The sequence below is a fragment of the Streptomyces sp. NPDC096012 genome, assembly GCF_040426375.1.
Taxonomy (GTDB): Bacteria; Actinomycetota; Actinomycetes; order Streptomycetales; family Streptomycetaceae; genus Streptomyces.
In genome coordinates, this window is sequence record NZ_JBEOTD010000013.1 from 1 (window position 1) to 20623 (window position 20623).

Annotated in this window: 18 protein-coding genes; 9 read left to right on the top strand and 9 right to left on the bottom strand. The window is 72.6% G+C overall.

Annotation, left to right across the window (positions count from 1 at the left end; all coding sequences use genetic code 11):
* The first annotated feature begins 198 nt into the window (after positions 1–198).
* On the top strand, positions 199–1044 hold the full coding sequence (locus tag ABVB68_RS15265) for a spermidine synthase (RefSeq protein WP_353601541.1): 846 nt from the start codon (positions 199–201) through the stop codon (positions 1042–1044).
* A 301-nt stretch (positions 1045–1345) separates the two neighbouring features.
* Here ABVB68_RS15265 and ABVB68_RS15270 read toward each other — a convergent pair whose 3' ends face one another.
* Both ABVB68_RS15270 and ABVB68_RS15275 read right to left on the bottom strand, forming a co-directional pair.
* Entirely contained in the window at positions 1346–2446 is a 1101-nt protein-coding gene (locus ABVB68_RS15270) for a DUF8017 domain-containing protein (RefSeq protein WP_353601542.1), read from the bottom strand.
* Between the two features lie 290 nt (positions 2447–2736).
* Entirely contained in the window at positions 2737–3276 is a 540-nt protein-coding gene (locus ABVB68_RS15275; protein WP_353601543.1) for a GNAT family N-acetyltransferase, read from the bottom strand.
* A 192-nt stretch (positions 3277–3468) separates the two neighbouring features.
* Between ABVB68_RS15275 and ABVB68_RS15280 the strand changes: the two genes are divergently transcribed.
* The gene (locus tag ABVB68_RS15280) at positions 3469–3927 is read left to right on the top strand and encodes a DUF4442 domain-containing protein (protein WP_353601544.1); all 459 of its coding nucleotides are present in this window, start codon (positions 3469–3471) and stop codon (positions 3925–3927) included.
* 724 nt (positions 3928–4651) lie between these two features.
* The gene (locus tag ABVB68_RS15285; RefSeq protein ID WP_353601545.1) at positions 4652–6712 is read left to right on the top strand and encodes an RICIN domain-containing protein; all 2061 of its coding nucleotides are present in this window, start codon (positions 4652–4654) and stop codon (positions 6710–6712) included.
* A 332-nt stretch (positions 6713–7044) separates the two neighbouring features.
* Here the strand turns inward: ABVB68_RS15285 and ABVB68_RS15290 are convergent, their stop codons facing one another.
* Positions 7045–8913, bottom strand: coding sequence for a virginiamycin B lyase family protein (locus ABVB68_RS15290; RefSeq protein ID WP_353601546.1), 1869 nt, complete (start codon positions 8911–8913; stop codon positions 7045–7047).
* Positions 8914–9585: 672 nt separating this feature from the next.
* On the bottom strand, positions 9586–10647 hold the full coding sequence (locus ABVB68_RS15295) for a lysylphosphatidylglycerol synthase transmembrane domain-containing protein (protein ID WP_503006129.1): 1062 nt from the start codon (positions 10645–10647) through the stop codon (positions 9586–9588).
* 339 nt (positions 10648–10986) lie between these two features.
* On the opposite strand from ABVB68_RS15295, the gene ABVB68_RS15300 reads away from it, so the two are divergent.
* Positions 10987–11634, top strand: coding sequence for a DedA family protein (locus ABVB68_RS15300; protein WP_353601547.1), 648 nt, complete (start codon positions 10987–10989; stop codon positions 11632–11634).
* Between the two features lie 9 nt (positions 11635–11643).
* On the opposite strand, the gene ABVB68_RS15305 is transcribed toward ABVB68_RS15300, so the two are convergent.
* Positions 11644–12171, bottom strand: coding sequence for a gamma carbonic anhydrase family protein (locus ABVB68_RS15305; protein WP_353601549.1), 528 nt, complete (start codon positions 12169–12171; stop codon positions 11644–11646).
* 120 nt (positions 12172–12291) lie between these two features.
* Between ABVB68_RS15305 and ABVB68_RS15310 the strand changes: the two genes are divergently transcribed.
* Positions 12292–13056 carry an acyltransferase gene (locus ABVB68_RS15310; RefSeq protein WP_353601550.1) on the top strand — a complete coding sequence of 255 codons (765 nt, stop codon included), beginning with the start codon at positions 12292–12294 and terminating at the stop codon, positions 13054–13056.
* Positions 13057–13347: 291 nt separating this feature from the next.
* On the opposite strand, the gene ABVB68_RS15315 is transcribed toward ABVB68_RS15310, so the two are convergent.
* Positions 13348–14205 (bottom strand): EamA family transporter, encoded by an 858-nt coding sequence (locus tag ABVB68_RS15315; RefSeq protein WP_353601551.1) that lies wholly within the window; start codon positions 14203–14205, stop codon positions 13348–13350.
* Between the two features lie 108 nt (positions 14206–14313).
* Here ABVB68_RS15315 and ABVB68_RS15320 point away from each other — a divergent pair, with 108 nt between their 5' ends.
* Positions 14314–14886: a helix-turn-helix domain-containing protein gene (locus tag ABVB68_RS15320; protein ID WP_353601552.1), complete on the top strand. Its 573-nt coding sequence runs from the start codon at positions 14314–14316 to the stop codon at positions 14884–14886.
* Between the two features lie 43 nt (positions 14887–14929).
* Positions 14930–15487 (top strand): YbaK/EbsC family protein, encoded by a 558-nt coding sequence (locus ABVB68_RS15325; protein WP_353601553.1) that lies wholly within the window; start codon positions 14930–14932, stop codon positions 15485–15487.
* Between the two features lie 17 nt (positions 15488–15504).
* Here ABVB68_RS15325 and ABVB68_RS15330 read toward each other — a convergent pair whose 3' ends face one another.
* From ABVB68_RS15330 to ABVB68_RS15340, 3 genes are all read right to left on the bottom strand, one after another.
* Positions 15505–16725 (bottom strand): 4-hydroxybenzoate 3-monooxygenase, encoded by a 1221-nt coding sequence (locus ABVB68_RS15330; protein WP_353601554.1) that lies wholly within the window; start codon positions 16723–16725, stop codon positions 15505–15507.
* Between the two features lie 64 nt (positions 16726–16789).
* Entirely contained in the window at positions 16790–18424 is a 1635-nt protein-coding gene (locus ABVB68_RS15335; protein ID WP_353601555.1) for an APC family permease, read from the bottom strand.
* A gap of 202 nt (positions 18425–18626) precedes the next feature.
* Positions 18627–19034 (bottom strand): CoA-binding protein, encoded by a 408-nt coding sequence (locus tag ABVB68_RS15340; protein WP_353601556.1) that lies wholly within the window; start codon positions 19032–19034, stop codon positions 18627–18629.
* Between the two features lie 160 nt (positions 19035–19194).
* Here ABVB68_RS15340 and ABVB68_RS15345 point away from each other — a divergent pair, with 160 nt between their 5' ends.
* Complete coding sequence (locus tag ABVB68_RS15345; RefSeq protein ID WP_353601557.1) at positions 19195–20001, top strand: hypothetical protein; 807 nt, start codon at positions 19195–19197, stop codon at positions 19999–20001.
* A complete protein-coding gene (locus tag ABVB68_RS15350; protein WP_353601558.1) occupies positions 19998–20573 on the top strand; it encodes a SixA phosphatase family protein in 576 nt (191 codons plus the stop codon). The genes ABVB68_RS15345 and ABVB68_RS15350 overlap by 4 nt, the downstream gene beginning before the upstream one ends.
* The last annotated feature ends 50 nt before the right edge of the window (positions 20574–20623 follow it).

A 20623-nucleotide genomic window follows, 5' to 3' on the forward strand; every position in this document is an offset into this window, starting at 1 on the left:
CGCATCAGCGTCCTGTTCGCCATGCTCCGCGACGGAACCTTCTACGAACCCAGAACCCCACGGCTTGCTTGACTAAAGACATAGAGGCACCCCCCAGGAGGAGCCCGGTGTCCTTTCGCGTGTGCGGTCCGGCGCCCGGGGTGGTCCCTCGTACGGTGCCCGGTGCCCGGTGGCTTCCGTAGCGGCGACAATGGCGTGGTGAGCGAACCCATACCGGTGAGCAGGACCGTCGACCACGGCACCGCCAAGCTGATGCCCGACATCGACCGGGAGCGGGCCTGGCTGCTCACGGTCGACGGAGCCCCGCAGTCGTACGTGGACCTGGACGACCCCGCGCACCTGGAGTTCGAGTACGCACGGCGGCTCGGGCACGTCCTGGACGTGGTGGCCGAGGCCGGGCGGGCGCTGGACGTGGTGCACCTGGGCGGGGGAGCGTTGACGCTGCCCCGGTACACGGCGGCCACCCGGCCCGGTTCGCGGCAGGACGTGGTCGAGGCGGACCGGGGCCTGCTGGAGCTGGTCGCCGAGTGCCTTCCGCTGCCGGAGGGCTCCGGTGTCGCGGTGCACGGCGCCGACGCCCGGGCTTGGCTGGCGGCGGCCCCGGACGATCACGCCGACGTGGTCATCGCCGACGTCTTCGGCGGGTCCCGGGTGCCGGCGCACCTGACCACACTGGCCTACGCCCGCGAGGCCGCGCGGGTGCTGCGGGCCGACGGGGTCTATCTGGCCAACCTCGCCGACGCGGCGCCGTTCGGCTTCCTCCGCTCGCAACTGGCCACTTTCGCCACGGTCTTCGAGGAACTCGCGCTGATCGCCGAGCCGGGGGTGCTGCGCGGCCGGCGGTTCGGCAACGCGGTGCTCGTCGCCGCGCACCGGCCCCTCGACATTCCCGCACTGACCCGCCGGGTGGCGGCGGACGCCTTCCCGGCCCGGGTCGAACACGGCGCGGGGCTGAGGGATTTCATCGGCGCGGCCAGGCCGGTCGAGGACGCCGACGCCGTACCCTCGCCCGAACCCCCGGACGGGGCGTTCAGCATCGGCTGAGGCCGTCGCCGGGGCGGCCACCGGCGCGATGCGACGGGCCGGGGCACGGACGTCCGGCCCCCGCGGTACCGGCGCGGTGACCGGCACCACCGGGGCGCGCGGCCCCGGCGACCGCGTCGGGGACCGAGAACCGGACGGGCGACCGCGTCGGCGACCGAGAACCGGACGACGACGCCCCGCAGCCCCGCAGCCCCGCAGTCCCGCAGCCCCCGGCCGGTGACTCACCTCGGTGCTCACGGGGTTCGGCCGGCATTGCCTCGCCCGGCGGGCGCGGCCGGGTGTGGCCGACGTCGCCGTACGGTCACTGATGGGTCGGCGTGCCGTGCAGCCGGACCGTGCTCAGGATCTTGAGGACGGTCGCCTTCGGGACCTCGTCCTTCACGCCCTTGGCGCCGTAGAAGTTGAACGACACGAAGTCGTTGGCACCGTTCTTGAAGCCGAACGTGACCGCCTTGCCGTCGGAGGCGCACTTGCCCTTACGCGGCGTGCCCGACGACTGCGCCCAGCCGATGCTGCCCTTGACGCCCGACGTGGTGGTGAACGCGGTGGCCTTCTTGTCGAAGGTGATGCTCTTCTTGTCCGGCTGGGTGTAGCCGCCGTAGACCCACCAGGCGGGGGTGTTGACGGCGATCTCGTCCGTGTTCTTCGCGCCGTCCGCGCCCTTCGTGCCCACGACCGCCAGCGGGGTGTCGTCGGTGCGGCCGTCCTTGTCGTCGTCGGACGAGCACCACTTGGGCCGGTCCTCGGCGGTGCCCGACATCGCGATGAGCGGCTTGGAGCTGTCCGACTTCCGGTCCTCGAACCCGATCTCGATGCCGGGAGACTTCACCTCCCAGTCACCGGGCACGTCGAAGGCGATGCCCCACTTCTGGTTCACCACGACCTTCCAGCCCGCGACGGTCGGCTTCTCCGTCGCGTTGCCGCGCGGATCGTCCTCCGAGGCCGAGGAGGACGGGGCGGACGTCGGGTCGGACGAGGGCGACCCGCTCGTGTGCTTGCCGTCCTTTCCCCCCTCGGCCTGGTCGTCCTTGGAGCCGCCGAGGACCAGGAAGCCGGTCACCGCGGCCGTCACCACGACCGCCGCGGCGGCGATGATCGCGACGAGCTTCGTGCGGCCACCACCGCCCTGCGGAGGCACGGGCAGGGGCGCGGTGGGGGGCTGGCCCCACTGCGGCTGCTGCCCGTACGGCGCGGCCGGCGGCTGCTGCGCGTACGGGCCCTGCTGCGACGCGTACGGACCTGGCTGCTGCTCCGCGTACGGACCAGGCTGCGGATACTGCTGAGGTCCGGGCTGCTGGGATCCGGGCTGCTGATACGGATTCGGCTGCTGATAACCCGGCTGCTGATACGGGTTGTGCTGCGGGTTCTGCGCGCCCCCTGGCGGCTGCTGATCTGGCCACATGGCCAGTAACCCTAATCCAGGGTGCAGGCGGCCTGGTCCGTTGCCCGCAAGGATCGGGTGAGCGGCCTGCAACGGGCAGCGGAACGCCCTCGGCCCCCACGGCCCTTGAGACCCTTCTCCGAGTCTCCCGGCTGTCGAAGAGGCCTTCGGCCGGCGACTGCCGGCCCTGCTCAAGCAACAGGGCGCCACCTGCCAGGCCGCGGACGACCTCGCCGTGGCTACCGAAGATCCGCCCAGCTTCGTCAAGGAGAGCAAAGGACTTCGACGGAACCACGCTGCCGAGCGCGAGCTCAATCGGAGGGCGTGACCGGTGCCCGCAGGCCGAGCCACTGTTCGGCGTCCCAGGCCCGGAACCGCTCCACCTCGGTGAACCCCAGCTTCACCGCGAGGCGCATCGAGCCGACGTTGGCGGTCTGGGTGTGGAGTACTACCGGCTCGCCGGGAAGGACGCCGTCGAACCAGTCGAGTGCCGCCGAGCACGCCTCGGTGGCATACCCGAATCCCCACGCTCGCGGCAGGAACATGTAGCCGAGATCGACCTTCCCCGCAGCAGCCGGGCGACTGCGCTCCGGTGCTCTCCTGAGCAGGATCTGCCCGATCATCTCCCCGTCGAGATCAACGGCGAAGCTCCCGGGCCACCGCTCAGGCACCCTGGGCAGCTCACGCTCAAGCGTTTCACGCGGGCGGGGGCCGCCGAGGTAGGTGTGCACCTCGGGCGACGCCAACAGTTCGATGAATGCCGCACGGTCCCGGGCCTCGGGCTCACGGAGTACGAGCCTCTTGGTCCTGATCGATGCAGGGGGCCAGGCAACGGGTCCGAGATCGGTCATGCCGGCCAGCCAATCAGCAGGCTCCACAGTGATCAAGAGTCGTGGACCCGCTGGACTCATCAGCCCCCGAGATCTCGAGTGCGACTGCGCACACGATTCGGTCACCGGTCCTCGGCAGGGTGGTGGCGAAACGGGGTGAGCGTCGGCACAGGGCCTGGCCAGTGATGGCTACTCGCGAGTAACATGCCGTCCATGAGCGCAGACCAGATGTCCATCGGCGAGATGCTCGCCGCCACCGTGCCCATGGCCCGGACGTTGAACCTCGAGTTCCTGGAGACCACCGCCGACCGGGCCGTGGTCTCTCTGCCGGACCAGGGTGAGTTCCACAACCACGTCGGCGGCCCGCACGCCGGCGCGATGTTCACGCTCGGGGAGTCCGCGAGCGGGGCCATCGTGCTGGCCGCCTTCGGCGAACAGCTCTCGCGCGCGGTGCCACTGGCCGTACGCGCCGAGATCGCCTACCGGAAGCTGGCGATGGGCGCCGTCACCGCGACCGCGACCCTCGGCCGTCCGGCCGCCGACGTCGTCGCCGAACTGGACGCCGGGCAGCGCCCCGAGTTCCCCGTCGCGATCGAGATCCGGCGCGCGGACGGCGCGGTGACCGGTGAGATGGCCGTCGTGTGGACACTGCGTCCCAACAGCGAGAGCTGACCCGGTACGCGAAGAGGGGCCCACGAGGGCCCCTTCTTCCGTCCGCCGGCCCGGGCGGCCGCGTCAGGCCGCTCCGTAGGGCGCCTCCGCACCGATGCCGCGGTTGCCAGCGGCGCCCCCGCACGCGTGCCGCGGTTGCCGGCGGCGCCTCCGCACCGGTGCCGCGGTTGCCGGCGTTCTCCAGGCCGGTGACGAACGCCCCGAGCCGGTCGACGAATCCGGGCGACGCCCGCCTCCCCGGTGGACTCCACCGCCGCGCAGCCGTAGGGGCGGATCCGCTCCGTCGGCCACGCCGTGCCGTGCGCCGGTCGCTGTGGAGTGAAGGGCGATCATGCGGCGCATGCCGGGGTAAGCGGATGGGAGTGACCCGGAGAATCATGGGAACCAGCTGTGGAGGCCGCCCGCCGGAGGCTCGGGAAGACGGAGATACCGTGTGCCATCCGCCTTTCCACGCACACGAGTTGACCGCACACCGACCGCCCGCTGGACCGGGCTCCGGGGGGTACCGGCGGTAACCTTCCGTGATTGGCCGAGCCTGACGCCGAGTCATTCGAACTTCTTGTTTCATGTGAGGCGCGTGTGCGAAGGTGAGCCTCCCGCGGGAGGGCAAAGGCAGGCGCACAGAACGCCGGAGCCGGCCCCTTAGGTACGCACCGATCAGGCACTGCTTTCCGACAGGACGCGGTTCGGCATGTCGTCCTGCGGCTGGAAAGGAAATGGTTCCGTGCAGTCCCCTTACCCCCCACGCCCGCCGTACCCGCCGCTGCCCGGTCCGACCGGGGAGTCCGACCATGAACTCGTCGCCAGGCTCGGCGGCCCGCACATCGCCCACCACCACTCCGTCGCCGTGCTGCTGGCCAGGCACTGGCCCGCCGCCCGCGACTACGCGGTCGTCTGTCTGACCTCCTCCGGGCCCACCGCCCACCTGGTCGCCACCGCCGCCTTCCATCAGGTGCTCGACCGCACGGCCGGCGGCGCGCTGCGTCCCCGGCTGCTCGTCGCCGTCCGTGACACCGTCCGCACCTGGGCGACGGACGAGGGAACCTGCGACACCCTGCCGGAATTGCGCAGAACCACCGGTGGTCGCGGGCTCAGTGCGACAAAGCCCGGTACACCGGAAAAGCGACAGCTCGCCGAAAGCGCGTTCCGGGCCCTTCCCGGGGGCTCGCAATGCCTCTTGTGGCACACCGAGGTCGAGGCGGAACCCATATACATACCCGCTGGTCTGCTGGGGATCGACGTGGCCACCGCGACGACCGCCCTCGAGCAGGCACGGGAGCAATTCCGGGCGGGTTGTGTGCGCGCCCACCGGGATCTCGCGCCCACCAGGGAATGCCGTTTCTACAACCGGCTTCTCGACATCCCCATTCGCCGTGGCGGCGTTCTGCTGCCTGAGGTGCGACGGCATCTGACGGCCTGCCGCCACTGCCGGTTCGCCGCCGAACAACTCGCCCGCTTCGACGGGGAACTGGGACTGCTGCTCGCCGAGGCGGTGCTCGGCTGGGGCGCCCGTCGCTATCTCGACTCACGCCCCGGTCCCGGCCCTGGTCCCGGGCACCTCTCCGGCTCCCGGCCCGGCCACGGCGTCGTGGAGGAAGGGAGGGTACGCGCCGAGGCGGAGCCGGCGCCGGTGCCCCCGGCGGGCACCGGCCGGCACCGCACCGCGCCCGAGAACCGCCGCCGCACGGCGCTGGCCGTGGGCGTAGGACTCACCTCGCTCGCGCTGCTCGCCACGGTCCTCGTGGCCAGGAGCTGGTCCGACGACAACGGTGTTCCCGCGCCCGGTCCCGCCTGGGGCGCCCCCGCCGGCCACACCACCCGCGCGAGCGGCATGGACCGTCCGACCGGCACCGCCGCCTGGCCGGCCGCGACCGACTCCGGTGCGTCGCCCTCCGCCGGGTCGGCCGGTGGGCCCGTCGAGGTCGCCCGCGGCCGGCTGCGCGCCCTCGCCGCCGGACTCTGCCTGGACGTGCGCGGGGAAAGGATCACGGCGGGTGCGGGCGTCCGGCTCGCGGCCTGTTCGCCGGCCGCGTCACAGCAGTGGTCGTACCGGGACGACGGTCTGCTGCGCAGCGCAGCCGACCCGTCCCTGTGTCTCGCCGCCCACCCCGCGTCGAGGGCGGTCGTGCTGGACGACTGCGCCGTGCCCGGCGGAGAGGTGTCGTACGACTTCACCGTGCGCGGTGAGATCCTCCTCCGCCGGCGCCAGGGGCTGGCCCTGGCCCCGGGTACCGGTGTCTCCGGGCCGGGCGCGGGAGTCAGGGCCCGGGACGGTTCCCGGCAGCAGCGCTGGGTCCTGGAGCCGGATCCGGGCGGTCGTCCGCGGCCCGGCGCGGCACCGGGTGCGCCGGACGGCCCGGACGCGGAGCCCTCGCGGGGGCGTGCCGGGAAGGCGCCCGGGAGCAACACGCCGGACGGCATCCCGCGTGGGACGCCCGGGGGCGGTGGCGAGAGCTCCGGGATGTACGGCGCGACTCCCCGCTTCGCCCAGGCGCGTGCCGAGGACGACCCGCGGCGTGGTGACACGTCCGCGGCGCTGGGCGACGTGCTCGGTGCGTCGCGCGGCCGTGCGGTGGTTGCTGTGCGCGGAGTCGTGCGGGGTGCCGTGTGGGGCCAGGCGTCCGGCGCCGTGCGCGGAGACCTGCCGGGTGCCGCGCGGGGCCGGGCGGCAGGCGCTGTGCGCAGGGACGTGCTGGGTGCCGTGCCGGGCGAGGCGGTGGGTCCCGGACGTGGTGACGCGGTGGGTGCCCGTCCAGGGCGCCCCCCGTTTATCCGGCCCCGGTAGTCCTCCGGCCCCGGTAGTCCTCCGGCCCCGGTAGTCCCTCGCGTTTCCGGCCCCCGCGTTCGCCCGCGGCCTGCGCCTTCTCTCGGGCGTGGGGGCCGGACTCCGGCCGCTGACGCGGAATTCACCGTGGCCAAGACGGTCGTGGGCCTGCGCCCAGGTCTGCCGATCACCGTGCCGATACCAGAGCCGCCTTCGCGGCCGGAGCCCCGCCTCTGGAATCCACGCGTCTCGCCAACCCCCTCGACTGGTCGGCCGGCTCGTCCAGTCGGGCCACGGTGTGTTCCTCACGTCGCGGCAGACCAGGTGACGTGGGGTTTCCGGAGCCGGTGAGATCAGCCCGGGAGGGGGATGAACAGCAGGATGCCGTGGGCGGTGGCCGCGGCGTAGCAGGCAGTGCCGGGGAAGGCGGCGGTGTAGAAGGGGGTGGCGACGGCGTAGGGGGGGACGATGGCGTTGTGGATGGTGGCGGTGCCGTTGGCGTCGGTGACGGCGGTGCCGAGGTTGACCGGGCCGAAGAGCGTGGTGGCGGTGAAGGTCACCGGTTGACCGGCCACCGGCATCCCCGAGGTGGTCTTCAGGGTGGCGCTGAGGGTGGGGATGTAGAACTCGGGCAGCGGGGTCAGCCGGAGCCGGATGGTGCCTGGCTGCGCGGTCAGCGTTGTGGGGACGGGGTTCACGGTGACGGAGGTGCCGGCGGTGGAGCCGGTGAAGCAGCTGTCACCGCCGTAGGCGGCGGTGAGGGTGCCGGTGGTCAGGGCGGTGGTGGTGAAGCAGGCCTGCCCCGAGGCATTGACGGGGATCATCTGGGTTTGGCCGTTGGGGAGGGTGAAGGTGACCGTGCCGGTCGGCACGGTGGTGGTGGCCGGTGCCGGGGTGATGGTGGCGCACACCGTCACGCTCTGCCCGCAGGTGGAGGGGTTCGGCATCACCGACAGCGTCGTCGTTGTGGGGTTGGGGCTCACGGTCACGGAGGTGGGGTTGCCGTTCACGGTCGCGGTGAACGTACCGGCGGTGTAGGTGTGGGTGGTCTGCCCGCTCCCGGTGGCGTCCAGGGGGACGGTGACCGTGGGGCTGCTGTCCCCGAAGTTCACCACCGCCGTTCCGTTCGGAGTTCCCCCGGAAATGCTGAACGTCACCGGTTGCCCGCACACCGGCGCCGCAGGGGAGGTCGTCACCGTCAACGGCGAGATCTCCGTCACGTTGGCCGAATTGGCGTTGGTGACGTAGACGTTGCTGTTCGGCGCCGCCGCCACCGAGAAGGGGAACGCGCCGACGGGGACGGTGGCCAGGACGGTGTTCGTGGCGCTGCTGATCACCGTCACGTTGTTGGAATTGCTGTTGCCGACGTAGACGTTGCCGGTCGGCGCCACCGCCACGCCGAACGGGCCCCCGCCGGTGGGGACGGTGGCCAGGACCGTGTTCGTGGTGCTGCTGATCACCGTCACGTTGTTCGAAATCGTGTTGGTGACGTAGACGTTGCCGTTCGGCGCCACCGCGATCACCCCCGGGACCGTGCCGGCGGGGACGGTGGCCAGGACCGTGTTCGTGGCGCTGTCGATCACCGTCACGTTGTTCGAGGTCTGGTTGGCGATGTAGACGTTGCCGTTCGGCGCCACCGCCGCCGCGCCCGGGAACCCACCGGTGGGGAGGGTGGTCAGGACGGTGTTCGTGGCGCTGCTGATCACCGTCACGGTGTTCGCGTTCCGGTTGGCGACGTAGACGTTGCCGTTCGCCGCCACCGCCACCGCGTCCGGGACCGCGCCGACGGGGACGGTGGTCAGGACGGTGTTCGTGGCGCTGCTGATCACCGTCACGTTGTTGGAAGTGCTGTTGGCGACGTAGACGTTGCCGTTCGGCGCCACCGCCAGCGCGAACGGGCCCCCGCCGACGGGGACGGTGGTCAGGACGGTGTTCGTGGCGCTGCTGATCACCGTCACGTTGTTCGAGCTCTGGTTGGTGACGTAGACGTTGCCGTTCGGCGCCACCGCGATCATGGCCGGGTTTGAGCCGGCGGGGACGGTGGCCAGGACCGTGTTCGTGGTGCTGCTGATCACCGTCACATTGCTCGAATTGGCGTTGCCGACGTAGACGTTGCCGTTCGGCGCCACCGCCACCCCCAGCGGGGTCGTGCCCGCCGGGATCGTCACCGTGGAGAACGCCGCACTGAACGGCGCGGCCACAAGCCCCTGTACAGCGGCCACCTCAGGTCCACCGGCCGGTAGAACCGGCCGAAACCCGCCGGCTACCGCCGGAGCTCCCCACCAACACGTAGTCCGTTCCATGACAAACCTCTCTCAGCTGAGAGGGCCGCCCGAGAACTCCCACCGGGGCCCGCGTCGCACGGCGCCGGAACACGCGAACCGGATCACCGCCCGCACACCGGGACAGAGAGAAGACACACGGACACGTACCACGCACCGGCGCACCGGCGGGGTCGCCCATCTCTCCCCGGAGAGATGGGCGACCCACCGGAAAACGGTCACCACCATTAACCCGAAATGGCCAACCAGGCACCATCGCCTTGACTCGACTGTCACCCGGACGGACCAACACACCGTCCCACCCGGGCACGTCGTCGGAGAGGCCGAACCGGCGCGCAGTGTGGCCCGGAACGTGGAGCTGAGCAGGGGGACGAGGTGAAGCGCGTTGACCGCCCGCCACCGCTGTTGCTTCCTGGAACAGGCGGATGCCGCGTTCGTGGCAGCGCACCGCCTCGAGCCGGCCTCCGAGCGGTCCGCGAGTGTGCATCCTGCCGGGTGCGCGACAGGCGCCCCCCTCCCGAGGTTCGTCCAGTCCTCCGGGTCCGGCAGGCGCCCGGCCTCTCCGGCGAGGGCCGACTGGTGGTGCAACGGGCCCGGCACCGCACCGTCCGCTCACAGCGCCTTGGCGCGGATCAGCGCCGACAGCACCAGCGCGCCGGGCAGCAGCGGCAGCCAGTCGGTCAGCACCCGGTAACCGATCACGGTGGCCGTGGCGACCGCCGGTGTGGCACCGAAGGTGACCAGCGTCCACACCAGCGCAGCGTCGACCGCGAGTCCGCCCGGCGCGGGCACCGCACCCACCGCCGTACCCGCGGCCAGGTAGGCGAGCGTCACCTGCTCCCACGGCAGGCCCAGCCCCAGCGAGGCCCCGACGCAGGCGAGGGTGCCCGCCTGCACCAGGGGCATCGCCACCGCGCCGCCCCAGAGCGCGAAGACCCGGCCGGGCCGCGCGTGCACCTCGCGCGCGTCGGCGAGGGCCGAGCGCAGCAGCACGGTCACCGGCCGCCGCAGGGGCCGTACGGCGCTCAGCAGCACCCCCGCGACCGCCAGGGCCCCTCCTGTCACGGCGGCCACCGGAACGAGCACCCGGCCGTCCGGGATCAGCTCGCCGAGACGCCGCCAGGCGGGCGAGACGGCCAGGAACACGAGCAGCACCAGTGTCTTCGCGGAGGACCTCGCCAGCGAGTACAGGCCGATCGACGCGGTGGCCCGGGGCAGCGGCACCCCCCGCGCCCGCAGGAAGCGCAGGGTGACGGCATGGGCGCCGAGCCCGCCGGGCAGCGCGTGGTTGGCGGCACCGGCGGCGAACTGCGAGGCCAGCAGCAGCCCCGGCGGCAGCCGGTCGGGCAGGGCGCCCTGCCGGACGCACGAGGCGGCCACCCAGCTCAGACAGGTCAGGCCGGCACCGGCGAGGAGCCAGCGCGGGTCGGCGGCGACCAGCCGACGGACGCCCTCCTGGACGACGGGCCGGTTGCCGACGGCCCAGCAGCCCGCGAGCAGCACGGGAGCCAGGCACAGGGCCAGCCGCACGGCCCGCCCCGGCAGCGGGGACCCCGTCCGGGCCGGGGCGTCGGGACCCGGGTGGGGAACCTCGGGCCCGGCGGCGGTCTCCGCCCGGGGGAGCGTGGCGGCGGAGGCGGGGACGAGTGGGGGGAGAGGGGACAGTGAGGACACGGGACGTCGTCCTTCCGCGGCGGTCTCCGCCCGGGGGAGCGTGGCGGCGGAGGCGGGGACGAGCGGGGGGAGAGGGGACAGTGAGGACACGGGACGTCGTCCTTCCGCGGCGGACCCCACGACGGGGACCTGGGGGAGGCGGGTCGGGCGAAACCGCGGGGAGCCTTCCCCTCCCGCATGACACCGGGATGTCCGAAGACCGAAGGAGCGGGGGCGGGACGGTGCCGTCCGGCGGGTGCGCGCAAGCCGCCGTTCACCGCCGACCAGGTAGCCTTCCCATGGGGCGCGTCTCGCATGCCGGCCCCGCGGGAATCGTCAGCGACAGGGGAGGAACCGGCGGTGCACGTCCAGGAATGGCTCGACTCGGTGCCCGCGGCCGCCGTCTACGCGCTGGTGGGCCTGGTGATCGGCCTGGAGAGCCTGGGCATTCCGCTGCCGGGTGAGATCATCCTGATCTCGGCGGCGCTGATGTCCTCCCAGCACTCGGGCGTCAACCCGGTCGTCCTCGGCGTGTGCGCCACCGCCGGTGCCGTGATCGGCGACTCCATCGGCTACGCGATCGGCCGCAAGGGCGGGCGCCCCCTGCTTGCCTGGCTCGGCAGGAAGTTCCCGAGGCACTTCGGCGAGGGCCATGTGGCCACCGCCGAGCGGTCCTTCGAGAAGTGGGGCATGTGGGCCGTCTTCTTCGGCCGCTTCGTCGCCCTCCTGCGCATCTTCGCCGGGCCGCTCGCGGGCGTCCTGCACATGCCCTACTGGAAGTTCCTGACCGCCAACGTCCTCGGCGGCATCTGCTGGGCGGGCGGCACGACGGCCGTCATCTACTACGTCGGCATCGTCGCCGAGGACTGGCTGAAGAGGTTCTCCTACCTCGGCCTCGCGGTGGCGCTGCTGATCGGCCTCGCCTCCATGCTGGTCATCAGGCGCAAGGCGAAGAAGGCCCAGCCGCGGACCGAGCGGGAGGCGGAGCCCGTCGGCGCCGGTGAGTGAGCGCCCGGCCTACTGGTGCACCTCGCGGTGCGCCTTCGCCAGGTCCGCGTACAGGGTGCCGTTGAGGGTCACCCCCTGACGCTCCTCCTCGGAGAGCTCGCGCCTCACCTTCGCCGGCACGCCCGCGACCAGCGACCCCGGCGGCACCACCATCCCCTGCGGCACCAGGGCCTGCGCGGCGACGAGCGATCCGGCCCCGATCACCGCCCCGTTGAGCACGGTCGCGCCCATCCCGATCAGGCAGTCGTCCTCGACGGTCGCGCCGTGCACCACCGCGTTGTGCCCGATGGACACCCGCTCGCCGACGCTGACCGGGAACCCCGGGTCGGCATGGAGCGTCACGTTGTCCTGCACGTTGGCGTCGGCGCCCACGGTGATCCGCTCGACGTCACCGCGTACCACCGCCCCGTACCAGACGCTCGCCCCCGGGCGCAGGGTCACGTCACCGATCACCGAGGCCGTCGGCGCGACGAACGCCTCCGGATCGACCCGCGGCTCCTTGCCTCCGATGCCCACGATCAGCGCCTTCCGCCCCATCACCGTCTCCTCGCGTCCGCCGTTGTGCGCCGTCCGCGTCGAACCGTACGACACCGGGTGGGGCAAAGATCACAGCGGGCCGCTCTCTCGCCCGCGGCGACCGCTGAGTAACGTGAGCCCGTGCCGAAGCGCAAGAACACGTTCTCATCCTGGCGCCGCCGCCTAGCCCAGCGCGCGGTCCACACGGCGTGGGCCTGGGCCCAGCGCACCGGCTCCGTCACCGCCGAGCACCCGGCCGGCTTCCGCTTCGGCGCGATGGGAACGGGTACCAAGCTGGCCTTCCCGCTCGGCACGGTCTTCGGCGAACCCTGGATCCACCTCGGCTCCCACTGCATCATCGGCGAGCAGGTCACCCTCACCGCCGGCCTGATGCCGGACCTCGATCTCGGGCCCGAGCCGATCCTGCGCCTCGGCGACGGAGTGGTCCTCGGCCGCGGCAGCCACGTCATCGCGGACACGACGGTCACCATCGGCAGCGACTGCTACTTCGGCCCCTACGTCTACGTCACCTCCACCAACCACTCCTACGACGACCCGCACGAGCCCATCGGCAAGCAGTGGCCGCGGATGGAGCCGGTCGAGATCGGCCCCGGCTGCTGGATCGGCACCGGCGCGGTGATCCTGCCGGGCGCGCGGATCGGGCGGAACGTGGTCGTCGCGGCCGGCGCCGTCGTACGCGGCACGGTCCCCGACCATGCCGTGGTGGCCGGGGCGCCCGCCCGGGTGGTACGGCACTGGACGGCGGAGGAGGGCTGGCAGCCGCCGCTCAGGACCCCGGCCCCGGTGCCGATCCCGGCGGGCACGACGCCGGACCAGCTGCGGGCGCTGGCCGGCCTGGACGAGGCCGGGGTGGCGCGGCTCGCCGCACTGGAGCCGGAGAGCTGACGCGAGCCGGACGCGGGCGAGCCGGGGTGGCGCGGCTCGCCATACTGGAGCCGGAGAGCCGGAGAGCTGACGCGAGCCGGACGCGGGCGGCGCGGGCGAGCCGGGGTGGCGCGGCTCGCCGTACTGGAGCCGGAGAGCCGGAGAGCCGGAGAGCCGGAGAGCCGGAGAGCCGGAGAGCCGGAGAGCCGGAGAGCCGGAGAGCCGGACGCGGGAGTGCGGGCGAGCCGGGGTGGCGCGGCTCGCCGTACTGGAGCCGGAGAGCCGGATGCGGGAGTGCGGCCGGCGGTCCGCTCAGCCGGTCGCCAGCAGGAGTGTGCCCAGCAGGGCCAGCCCCGCTCCCGCCGCCTGCACCGCGCGCAGCCGTTCGCTGAGGAAGCCGCGCGCGGCCAGCGCCGTCACCACCGGGTACAGCGAGGCGAGGACGGCGGCCACGGTGACCGGACCGTGCCGGGCGGCCATCGCGTACGTGCCGTTCGCCGCGACGTCGGCGAGCCCGACGAAGGCCAGCGCGGGCAGCGAGGCCCAGGGGAAGCCCCCCTCCGGCAGGGCGGCCCCGCCGCGCCGGACCGAGGCGGCCAGCGCCGCCCCGCCCACCGTCACATTCGTCAGCCGCTGGACGAACAGGGCGAGGAACAGCCCGGTGACATTCGTGGAGGCCTCGGTGATCAGCGCGAACACCGCGCCGAAACCCAGCGCCGAGACCAGTGTGAGCAGGATCGTCCGCCGCTGCACGGCCGCGCCCCGCAGCTGCGGACCGCCCGCGAGGACGACGCCGGTGACGGCCACGGCGATGCCCGCGACCTGGAGCAGCCCCGGACGCTCGCCGAGGACCAGGCCGACCCCGATCGGGACGGCGACGCTGAGGGTGGCGAGCGGGGAGACGACGCCCATCGGGCCGAGCGCGAGGGCCTTGTAGAACGAGAGCAGTGCCACCGGGCCGACCAGGCCCGCCGCGATCGCGAACCACAGCCGGGGACCGGCCTCGCTCCAGCCGCCGGTCGCGAGGACGATCGCCCCCAGCACGGCCGCCGCGATGGCCTGCGAGACGACCACGACCGTCAGCGCCGGGGTGCGCCGGGTCAGCAGCCCGCCGCCGAAGTCGGCCAGCCCCCACAGCAGACTGGTGGTCAGGGCGAAGACGGCGGTCACGATCCCTCGCAGTACAGTTCGTTGGACGAGCGGGTGCGCCCCACCGTAGTTCATTCAAATGAACTGCGTCATTTACGATAATGAACTTTCTCGGATATTGGACGTAATGTGTCGGATCTCGAACTGCTGACCCAGTCCCTGGCGCGCAATGTGAAGCACTGGCGCTCGGTGCGCGGCTTCACCCTCGACGTGCTCGCCGCCCGGGCCGGAGTCAGCCGCGGGATGCTCATCCAGATCGAGCAGGCGCGCACCAATCCGAGCATCGGCACGGTCGTCAAGATCGGCGACGCGCTCGGCGTCAGCGTCACCACGCTGCTCGACTACGAGCGGGGGCCGCGGGTCCGCGTGGTTCCGGCCGACCGGGCCGTACGGCTGTGGCACACCGAGGCCGGCAGCTACAACCGGCTCCTGGCGGGCACCGAGGCCCCCGGCCCGCTGGAGATGTGGGACTGGCGCCTGATGCCGGGCGAGAGCAGCCCCTCCGAACCGCACCCGAACGGCACCGTCGAACTGGTCCACGTCACCGCCGGTGAGCTGACCCTCACCGTGGACGGCGAGGACCACCGCGTACCGGCCGGTGCCAGCGCCTCCTTCGAGGCCAACATCCCGCACGTGTACGCGAACCGCGGCCCGGACCCGATGGAGATGGTGATGGCCGTCTCCGTGCCGCCCGTGCAGTGAGACACCGGTACGGCGGGCGGGCGCCGCTTGTTAGCGTGCGGGCATGCGCGCACCCATCGGAGACTTCGACACCGCCACCCCGGCACCCGACTGCCTCGACGAGCTGACCGCCCCGGTCGCCGACGCCGTACGCGACTGGCAGGGCGGCGTGCCCGCCGACCGGATCCTCTACGTCGACACCGATCCGCGCTGGGCCGACACCGCCGTCTTCGTCGAGCACTACGGCCGCGACCTTCTGGAGCGGTCGGCGAACTGCGTGGTGGTCGCGGGCAAGCGGGGCGGCGAGACCACCCTCGCGGCGTGCGTGGTGCTCTCCACCACCCGGGTCGACGTCAACGGTGTGGTCCGCCGCCAACTCGGCGCTCGCAAAGCCTCGTTCGCCTCGATGGAGACGGCGACCGGGGAGACCGGCATGGAGTACGGCGGCATCACACCCGTCGGGCTGCCCACCGGATGGCCGGTGCTGGTGGACGCGGCCGTCGTCGACCTGCCCTACGTCCTGGTCGGCAGCGGCCGCCGCCGCGGCAAACTCCTGGTCCCGGGCAAGGCCTTCGCCGAACTGCCGGGCGCGCTGGTCCTGGAGGGCCTGGGCGTCGCCTGACCCGGCGGCGGGCCGTTTCAGAACGCCGTGGCCGTGCCGAGGTACTGCTGGGCGAAGGCGGCCGCCGCGGCCGGCGACGTGAAGATCCGGCGGAGCCGGGCGAGCGTGGTACCGGCCCGGTAGGGATCGCCGTGGGAGGTGCCGTGGTAGATCTCCGAGAGCCACTCCGAGAACTCCTCGTAGTCCCACACGCGCCGCAGACAGGTCTCCGAGTAGCCGTCCAGCCCCGCGGGGTCCCCCTCGGCCAGGTACGCCACGAGGGCGTCGCCGAGCAGGAAGGCGTCGTTCAGGGCCAGGTTCATGCCCTTCGCGGCGATCGGCGCGACCAGGTGCGCCGCGTCGCCGGCCAGGAAGAGGCGGCCGAACACCATGGGCTCGACCACGTAGTTGTGCATGTCGAGCACCCGCTTCTCGAGCAGGCGCCCCTCCTTCAACGGCGGGCGGTCCGCCGCGCGCAGCCGCTGCTGGAGCGCGGCCCAGACCCTGTCGTGCGGCCAGTCGTCCGGGTCGTCGCCGGGCGGGCACTGGAGGTAGTAGCGGGTCAGCCCGGGGCTGCGGGGCATGTGTCCGGCGAACCCCTCGGGATGCATGCCGAACAGCACGCAGTCGGCGGACGGCGGCGCCTCGGCGAGCAGCGCCAGCCAGCCGATGCCGTAGTCGTGCCGGGATATCAGCGCCCGGTCCGGCAGCGCGGCCCGGCTCGCCCCCCGGGCCCCGTCGCAGCCCGCCACGAAGTCGCAGTGCACCAGGTGCCGTTCACCGCTGTACGGGTCGGTGTACGAGACGGCGGGCCGGTCCGAGTCCAGGTCGTGCAGGCGCACGTCCCGCACGCCGAAACGGATCTCCCCGCCGCGCACGTCGGCGTACTCGCGCACGAGGTCGGTCACGAGCAGGGGTTGCGGATAGACCCAGTGGTGATGGCCCGTCAACTCGTGGTAGCCGAAGCGGTATCCGCGGTCGTCGAAGCGGAACTCGCACTCGGACTGCCGCTCCGCCTCCTCCAGCAGACGGCCGGCCAGCCCCCGCCGTTCGAGACCGCGTACGGCCCATTCCTCGATGACCCCGGCGCGCGGGCGCCGTTCGATGAACTCCCGGCTCTCGGTTTCCAGCACCAGGCAGTCGACACCGGCGGCCCGCAGGATGTTGCCGACGGTCAGGCCGGCCGGTCCGGCGCCCACGACGACGACCGGAAAGCGGCTCGGGACAGGTGAGCCGGGGTGGGGGGAAGGAGACGTCACGCGAGCATTATGACGGTGTCCCGTCAGCCAGGCCGACGGGACACCGTGGGGGAGCGGGAGTGGGTCAGTGCGCGGGCGCGTCCGTGACCACGACCTCCTCGATGCTGCGCTCGATCGCCTCGGGCTTCGAGGCGGTGGCCTTGGCCCAGTAGTAGACGACCAGCGAGAAGGCCGCGACGACCAGGATGTCCCACCACAGCGGGATGCTGCCCCGGCCGCCGAAGCTGCCGAGCCAGGAGATCACGCCCAGGCCGATCAGGTAACCGGGCAGCCACTGCGCGGCCTTGAAGTCCAGACGGGGCGCGTCCGGCAGCCGCTTGCTGGTCGCGTACCAGGCGTAGGAGCCCAGCAGCACGTAACCGAGCAGGATCGCGAAGCCCAGCCGCCACAGCGTGTCCCAGCCGGCCCAGTAGATGATGAGGTTGGCCACCACGAACGACACCGGCGAGATGAACTTGCCGCCGGGCAGCCGGTAGGGGCGCTCGTGGTGCGGCAGGCGGTCGGCGAAGACGCCGTAGGCCAGCGGCGCGCCCGCGTACATGAGCACGCTCGCCGAGGTGATGAAGCCGACCAGCTCCTGCCAGCTCGGGAACGGCAGGAAGCAGACCACGCCGGTGACGAACGACATGACGAGGCCGAACCACGGCACGCCGCGCTTGTCGGTCTTGGCGAACGCCTTCGGCAGGTAGCCGTTCTTGGCCAGACCGAAGGAGACGCGCGAGGTCGCGGTGGTGTAGATCAGGCCGGTGCCACCGGGCGAGATGATCGCGTCGACGTACAGCACCCAGCCCAGCCAGCCGAGGCCCACCAGGGTCGCCAGACCCGCCCACGGGCCGCTGATGCCGGCGAAGTCGAGCTTGGCCCAGCCGTGCGCGAACGAGGCGTGCGGCAGCGCGGCGATGAACACGACCTGCAGGAGTATGTAGATCACGGCGCCGATCGCCACCGAGCCGAGGGTCGCCCGCGGCAGGTCACGCTTGGGGTTGCGGCTCTCGCCCGCCAGCTGGATCGCCTGCTCGAAGCCGAGCAGCGCGAAGATGATGCCGCTGGAGCTGATGGCGCCGAGGACGCCCTTGGCGCCGAACGGGGCGAAGCCCTCGGAGGTGAAGTTGCTCGCGTGGAAGTTGCCCACCGCGATGATGAAGATCGCCGCGAGCGGGACGGCGATCTTCCACCAGGTGGCCGCGCTGTTGGTGTGCGCCAGGGCCCGCACACCGAAGAAGTTGACCCCGACGAAGACCGCCATCAGGGCGACCGCCGTGAGGAAACCACTGGTGGTCAGGGTTCCGTCGGCGTGCTGCAGGGCCTGGGCCCACTTCCAGTGACCGGCATAGCCGATCATGGCCTCGACCTCGATCGGGGCCACGGTGGCCGCCTGCAGCCAGGCGAACCAGCCGAAGGACATGCCGGCCAGGCCGCCGAACGCGTAGTGCGGGTAGCGGGCGGTGCCGCCCGCCACCGGGAACATGCCGCCGAGTTCGGCGTGCACGAGCGCCAGCAGCACGATCGCGACCGTGCCGATCACCCACGAGATGATCGCCGCGGGGCCGGCCACGACGACCGCCTTCTCGGCGCCGTACAGCCAGCCGGAGCCGATGATGGACCCCACGGAGGCCCACATCAGACCGATCAGTCCGACATCTCGGCGCAAACCGCCGGACTCCGTCTGGGCCTGTGGCAAGGCGTCGACTTTCGCCATGTCAGGTGGCCTCTCAGTTCATGAACGCAAAATTTACGGGCAAGGAGGCCACAGGCTAGGAAGGCTTTCGGTCCCAGCAAAAGACTGTTTCCCAAAACTTGACCCAGAATCTTGTCCGATTGGGGAAGAGTCTTCACACAGGTCAGACATCAACTACGAATGTCAATATTCAGCGGAGAATTGTGAGAAGAAAGAGAGACAGCTAGCTCAGCCGAGGAATTTCGATCGCCGGGCAGCGGTCCATGACCATCTCCAGGCCTGCCTCGCGGGTCCGCGCGTACGCCGCCTCATCGACGACCGACAACTGGAACCACACGGCTCGCGCACCCTTCGCCACGGCCTCGTCCGCCACCGCGCCGGCCAGCCGGCTGTTGACGAAGACGTCCACCACGTCCACGTCGAACGGGATGTCCGCGAGGGAGGCGTAGCCCGGCTCGCCGTGCACCGTCTCGGCCTTGGGGTGCACCGGCACGATCCGCTTGCCGAACCGCTGAAGCACCCGGGCCACGCCGTACGCGGCCCGGTCCCGGTTTGCGGACAGGCCGACCACGGCCCAGGTGTCGCCCAGCTCGGTCAGGATCCTGCGGATCGTCGCTTCGTCGCCGTACACGGCCGTCTCCTCGGGCTGCGGGGGACCCCGGCTCTCGGGGTCCTCGTCGGTTCCGGCAACAGCGCTGCGGGGACGCTGATTCCCGCCCCCTGCCCCGCCACGGTGCCCGGAATCGGCGCAAGTGCCTGCGTGGTGCCGACCGTCCGCCTACGCTCGCCCCGTGCTCCGCATCCTCGACGCCCGAACCGGTGAGCCCGTCCCCGCCACGCCCGCCCGCCGCGGCCTGACCCGCATCGAGGCCCACGCCTCAGGCCTGGACCCGACGGCCCTGCGCGTGCTGCTCACCGCCGACCTGCTCGTCCGCGCCCTGGAACTGGGCGGCACCCCGGTCTGGACGAGCCTCCTCGCGCCCCGGCAGCACGCCGAGCTGCGCGCGGCCGCCACCGCCCTGGCGATCCGCCCCCTGGAGGACGGCCGCGACCTCGCCGCGGGCCTGGGCGCGGCGCAGGCGGTCCACGTCGTGGCGGAGGGCGCCGGGCGCGTCCAGGGGGAAGGACCGGTGGCGCGCGTGGCACCGGTCACGTGGACGCGGGGACCGGAGCCGGGGCCCACGCCGGACGCCGGGGGCCCGGCCGCCGGGACCCGGGAGCACGCCGACCCGCGCGGCCCCCTGGCCCGCCTGCTCTCCGATCCGGCCGCCCTGCGGCTGGCCCTGCTCTCCGTGCCGCGTGGTGAACCCGTGCGGCTGGACGGCGCCGTGCTGGACGGGGCCGCGCGACAGCTCTCCCGATGGCGGCGGGCCGTGGCCGGATGGGCGCGGCAGCCCTCGAAACCGGTGCCCGACGAGGTGCGGGCGCGGCTGCGGACCGCCTGGGAGGACGACCTCGATCTGCCCGGCGTGCTGGCGGTCCTCCGGGACGTGGAGACCGCCCCCGGCCTGCCCGACGGCGCGCGCTTCGAGACGTACGCATACGCCGACCGGCTGCTCGCCCTCGATCTGCCCCGCGACATCGGGAGCCCGGCGTGATCGAACGGGCGGGCGCCGGCCCGCAGCGCCGCCTGGTGCTGCTGCGGCACGCCAAGTCCGCCTGGCCCGAGGGCGTCGAGGACCACCGCCGGCCGCTCGCGCCGCGTGGCCTCAGGGACGCCCCGGCCGCCGGACGCGCCCTCGCCGACGCCGGCGCCCTGCCCGACCTCGCCCTGTGCTCCACCGCCGAGCGCGCCCGCCGCACCTGGGAGCTGGCCGCCGGGCAGTGGGGCACCCCGCCGCCGGTCCACTACGACCGGCGGCTGTACGCGGCCGGCGTACCGGACCTGTCGGAGGTCGTGCGGGAGGTGCCCGGCCGGGTGGAGACGCTGCTCCTGGTCGGGCACAACCCGGGGCTCGGGGACCTGGTCCTGGAACTGGCCGGGGACGGCCTGGACGACACGCTGGAACGGGTGCGGGTGAAGTTCCCCACCTCCGCGATCGCCGTCCTGACCTGGCGCGGCACCGGCTGGCCGGCCCTCGCTCCGGGCTCCGCCCTGCTCACCTCGTTCATCGTGCCGCGCGGGCACAAGGGCGGGGAGAAACGGCGGAAGGCCGGCGGAGGGAAGTGAGGGGACGAGGAGCGAGGTGCCACGGGGTGACGGGCGCGAGGAGAGGGGCC

Coding starts and splice junctions, on each gene's coding strand:
- ABVB68_RS15270 (WP_353601542.1), bottom strand. CDS start 2,446: ATGTGGCCAGATCAGCAGCCGCCAGGGGGCGCGCAGAACCCGCAGCAC.
- ABVB68_RS15275 (WP_353601543.1), bottom strand. CDS start 3,276: ATGACCGATCTCGGACCCGTTGCCTGGCCCCCTGCATCGATCAGGACC.
- ABVB68_RS15280 (WP_353601544.1), top strand. CDS start 3,469: ATGAGCGCAGACCAGATGTCCATCGGCGAGATGCTCGCCGCCACCGTG.
- ABVB68_RS15305 (WP_353601549.1), bottom strand. CDS start 12,171: ATGGGGCGGAAGGCGCTGATCGTGGGCATCGGAGGCAAGGAGCCGCGG.
- ABVB68_RS15325 (WP_353601553.1), top strand. CDS start 14,930: ATGCGCGCACCCATCGGAGACTTCGACACCGCCACCCCGGCACCCGAC.
- ABVB68_RS15335 (WP_353601555.1), bottom strand. CDS start 18,424: ATGGCGAAAGTCGACGCCTTGCCACAGGCCCAGACGGAGTCCGGCGGT.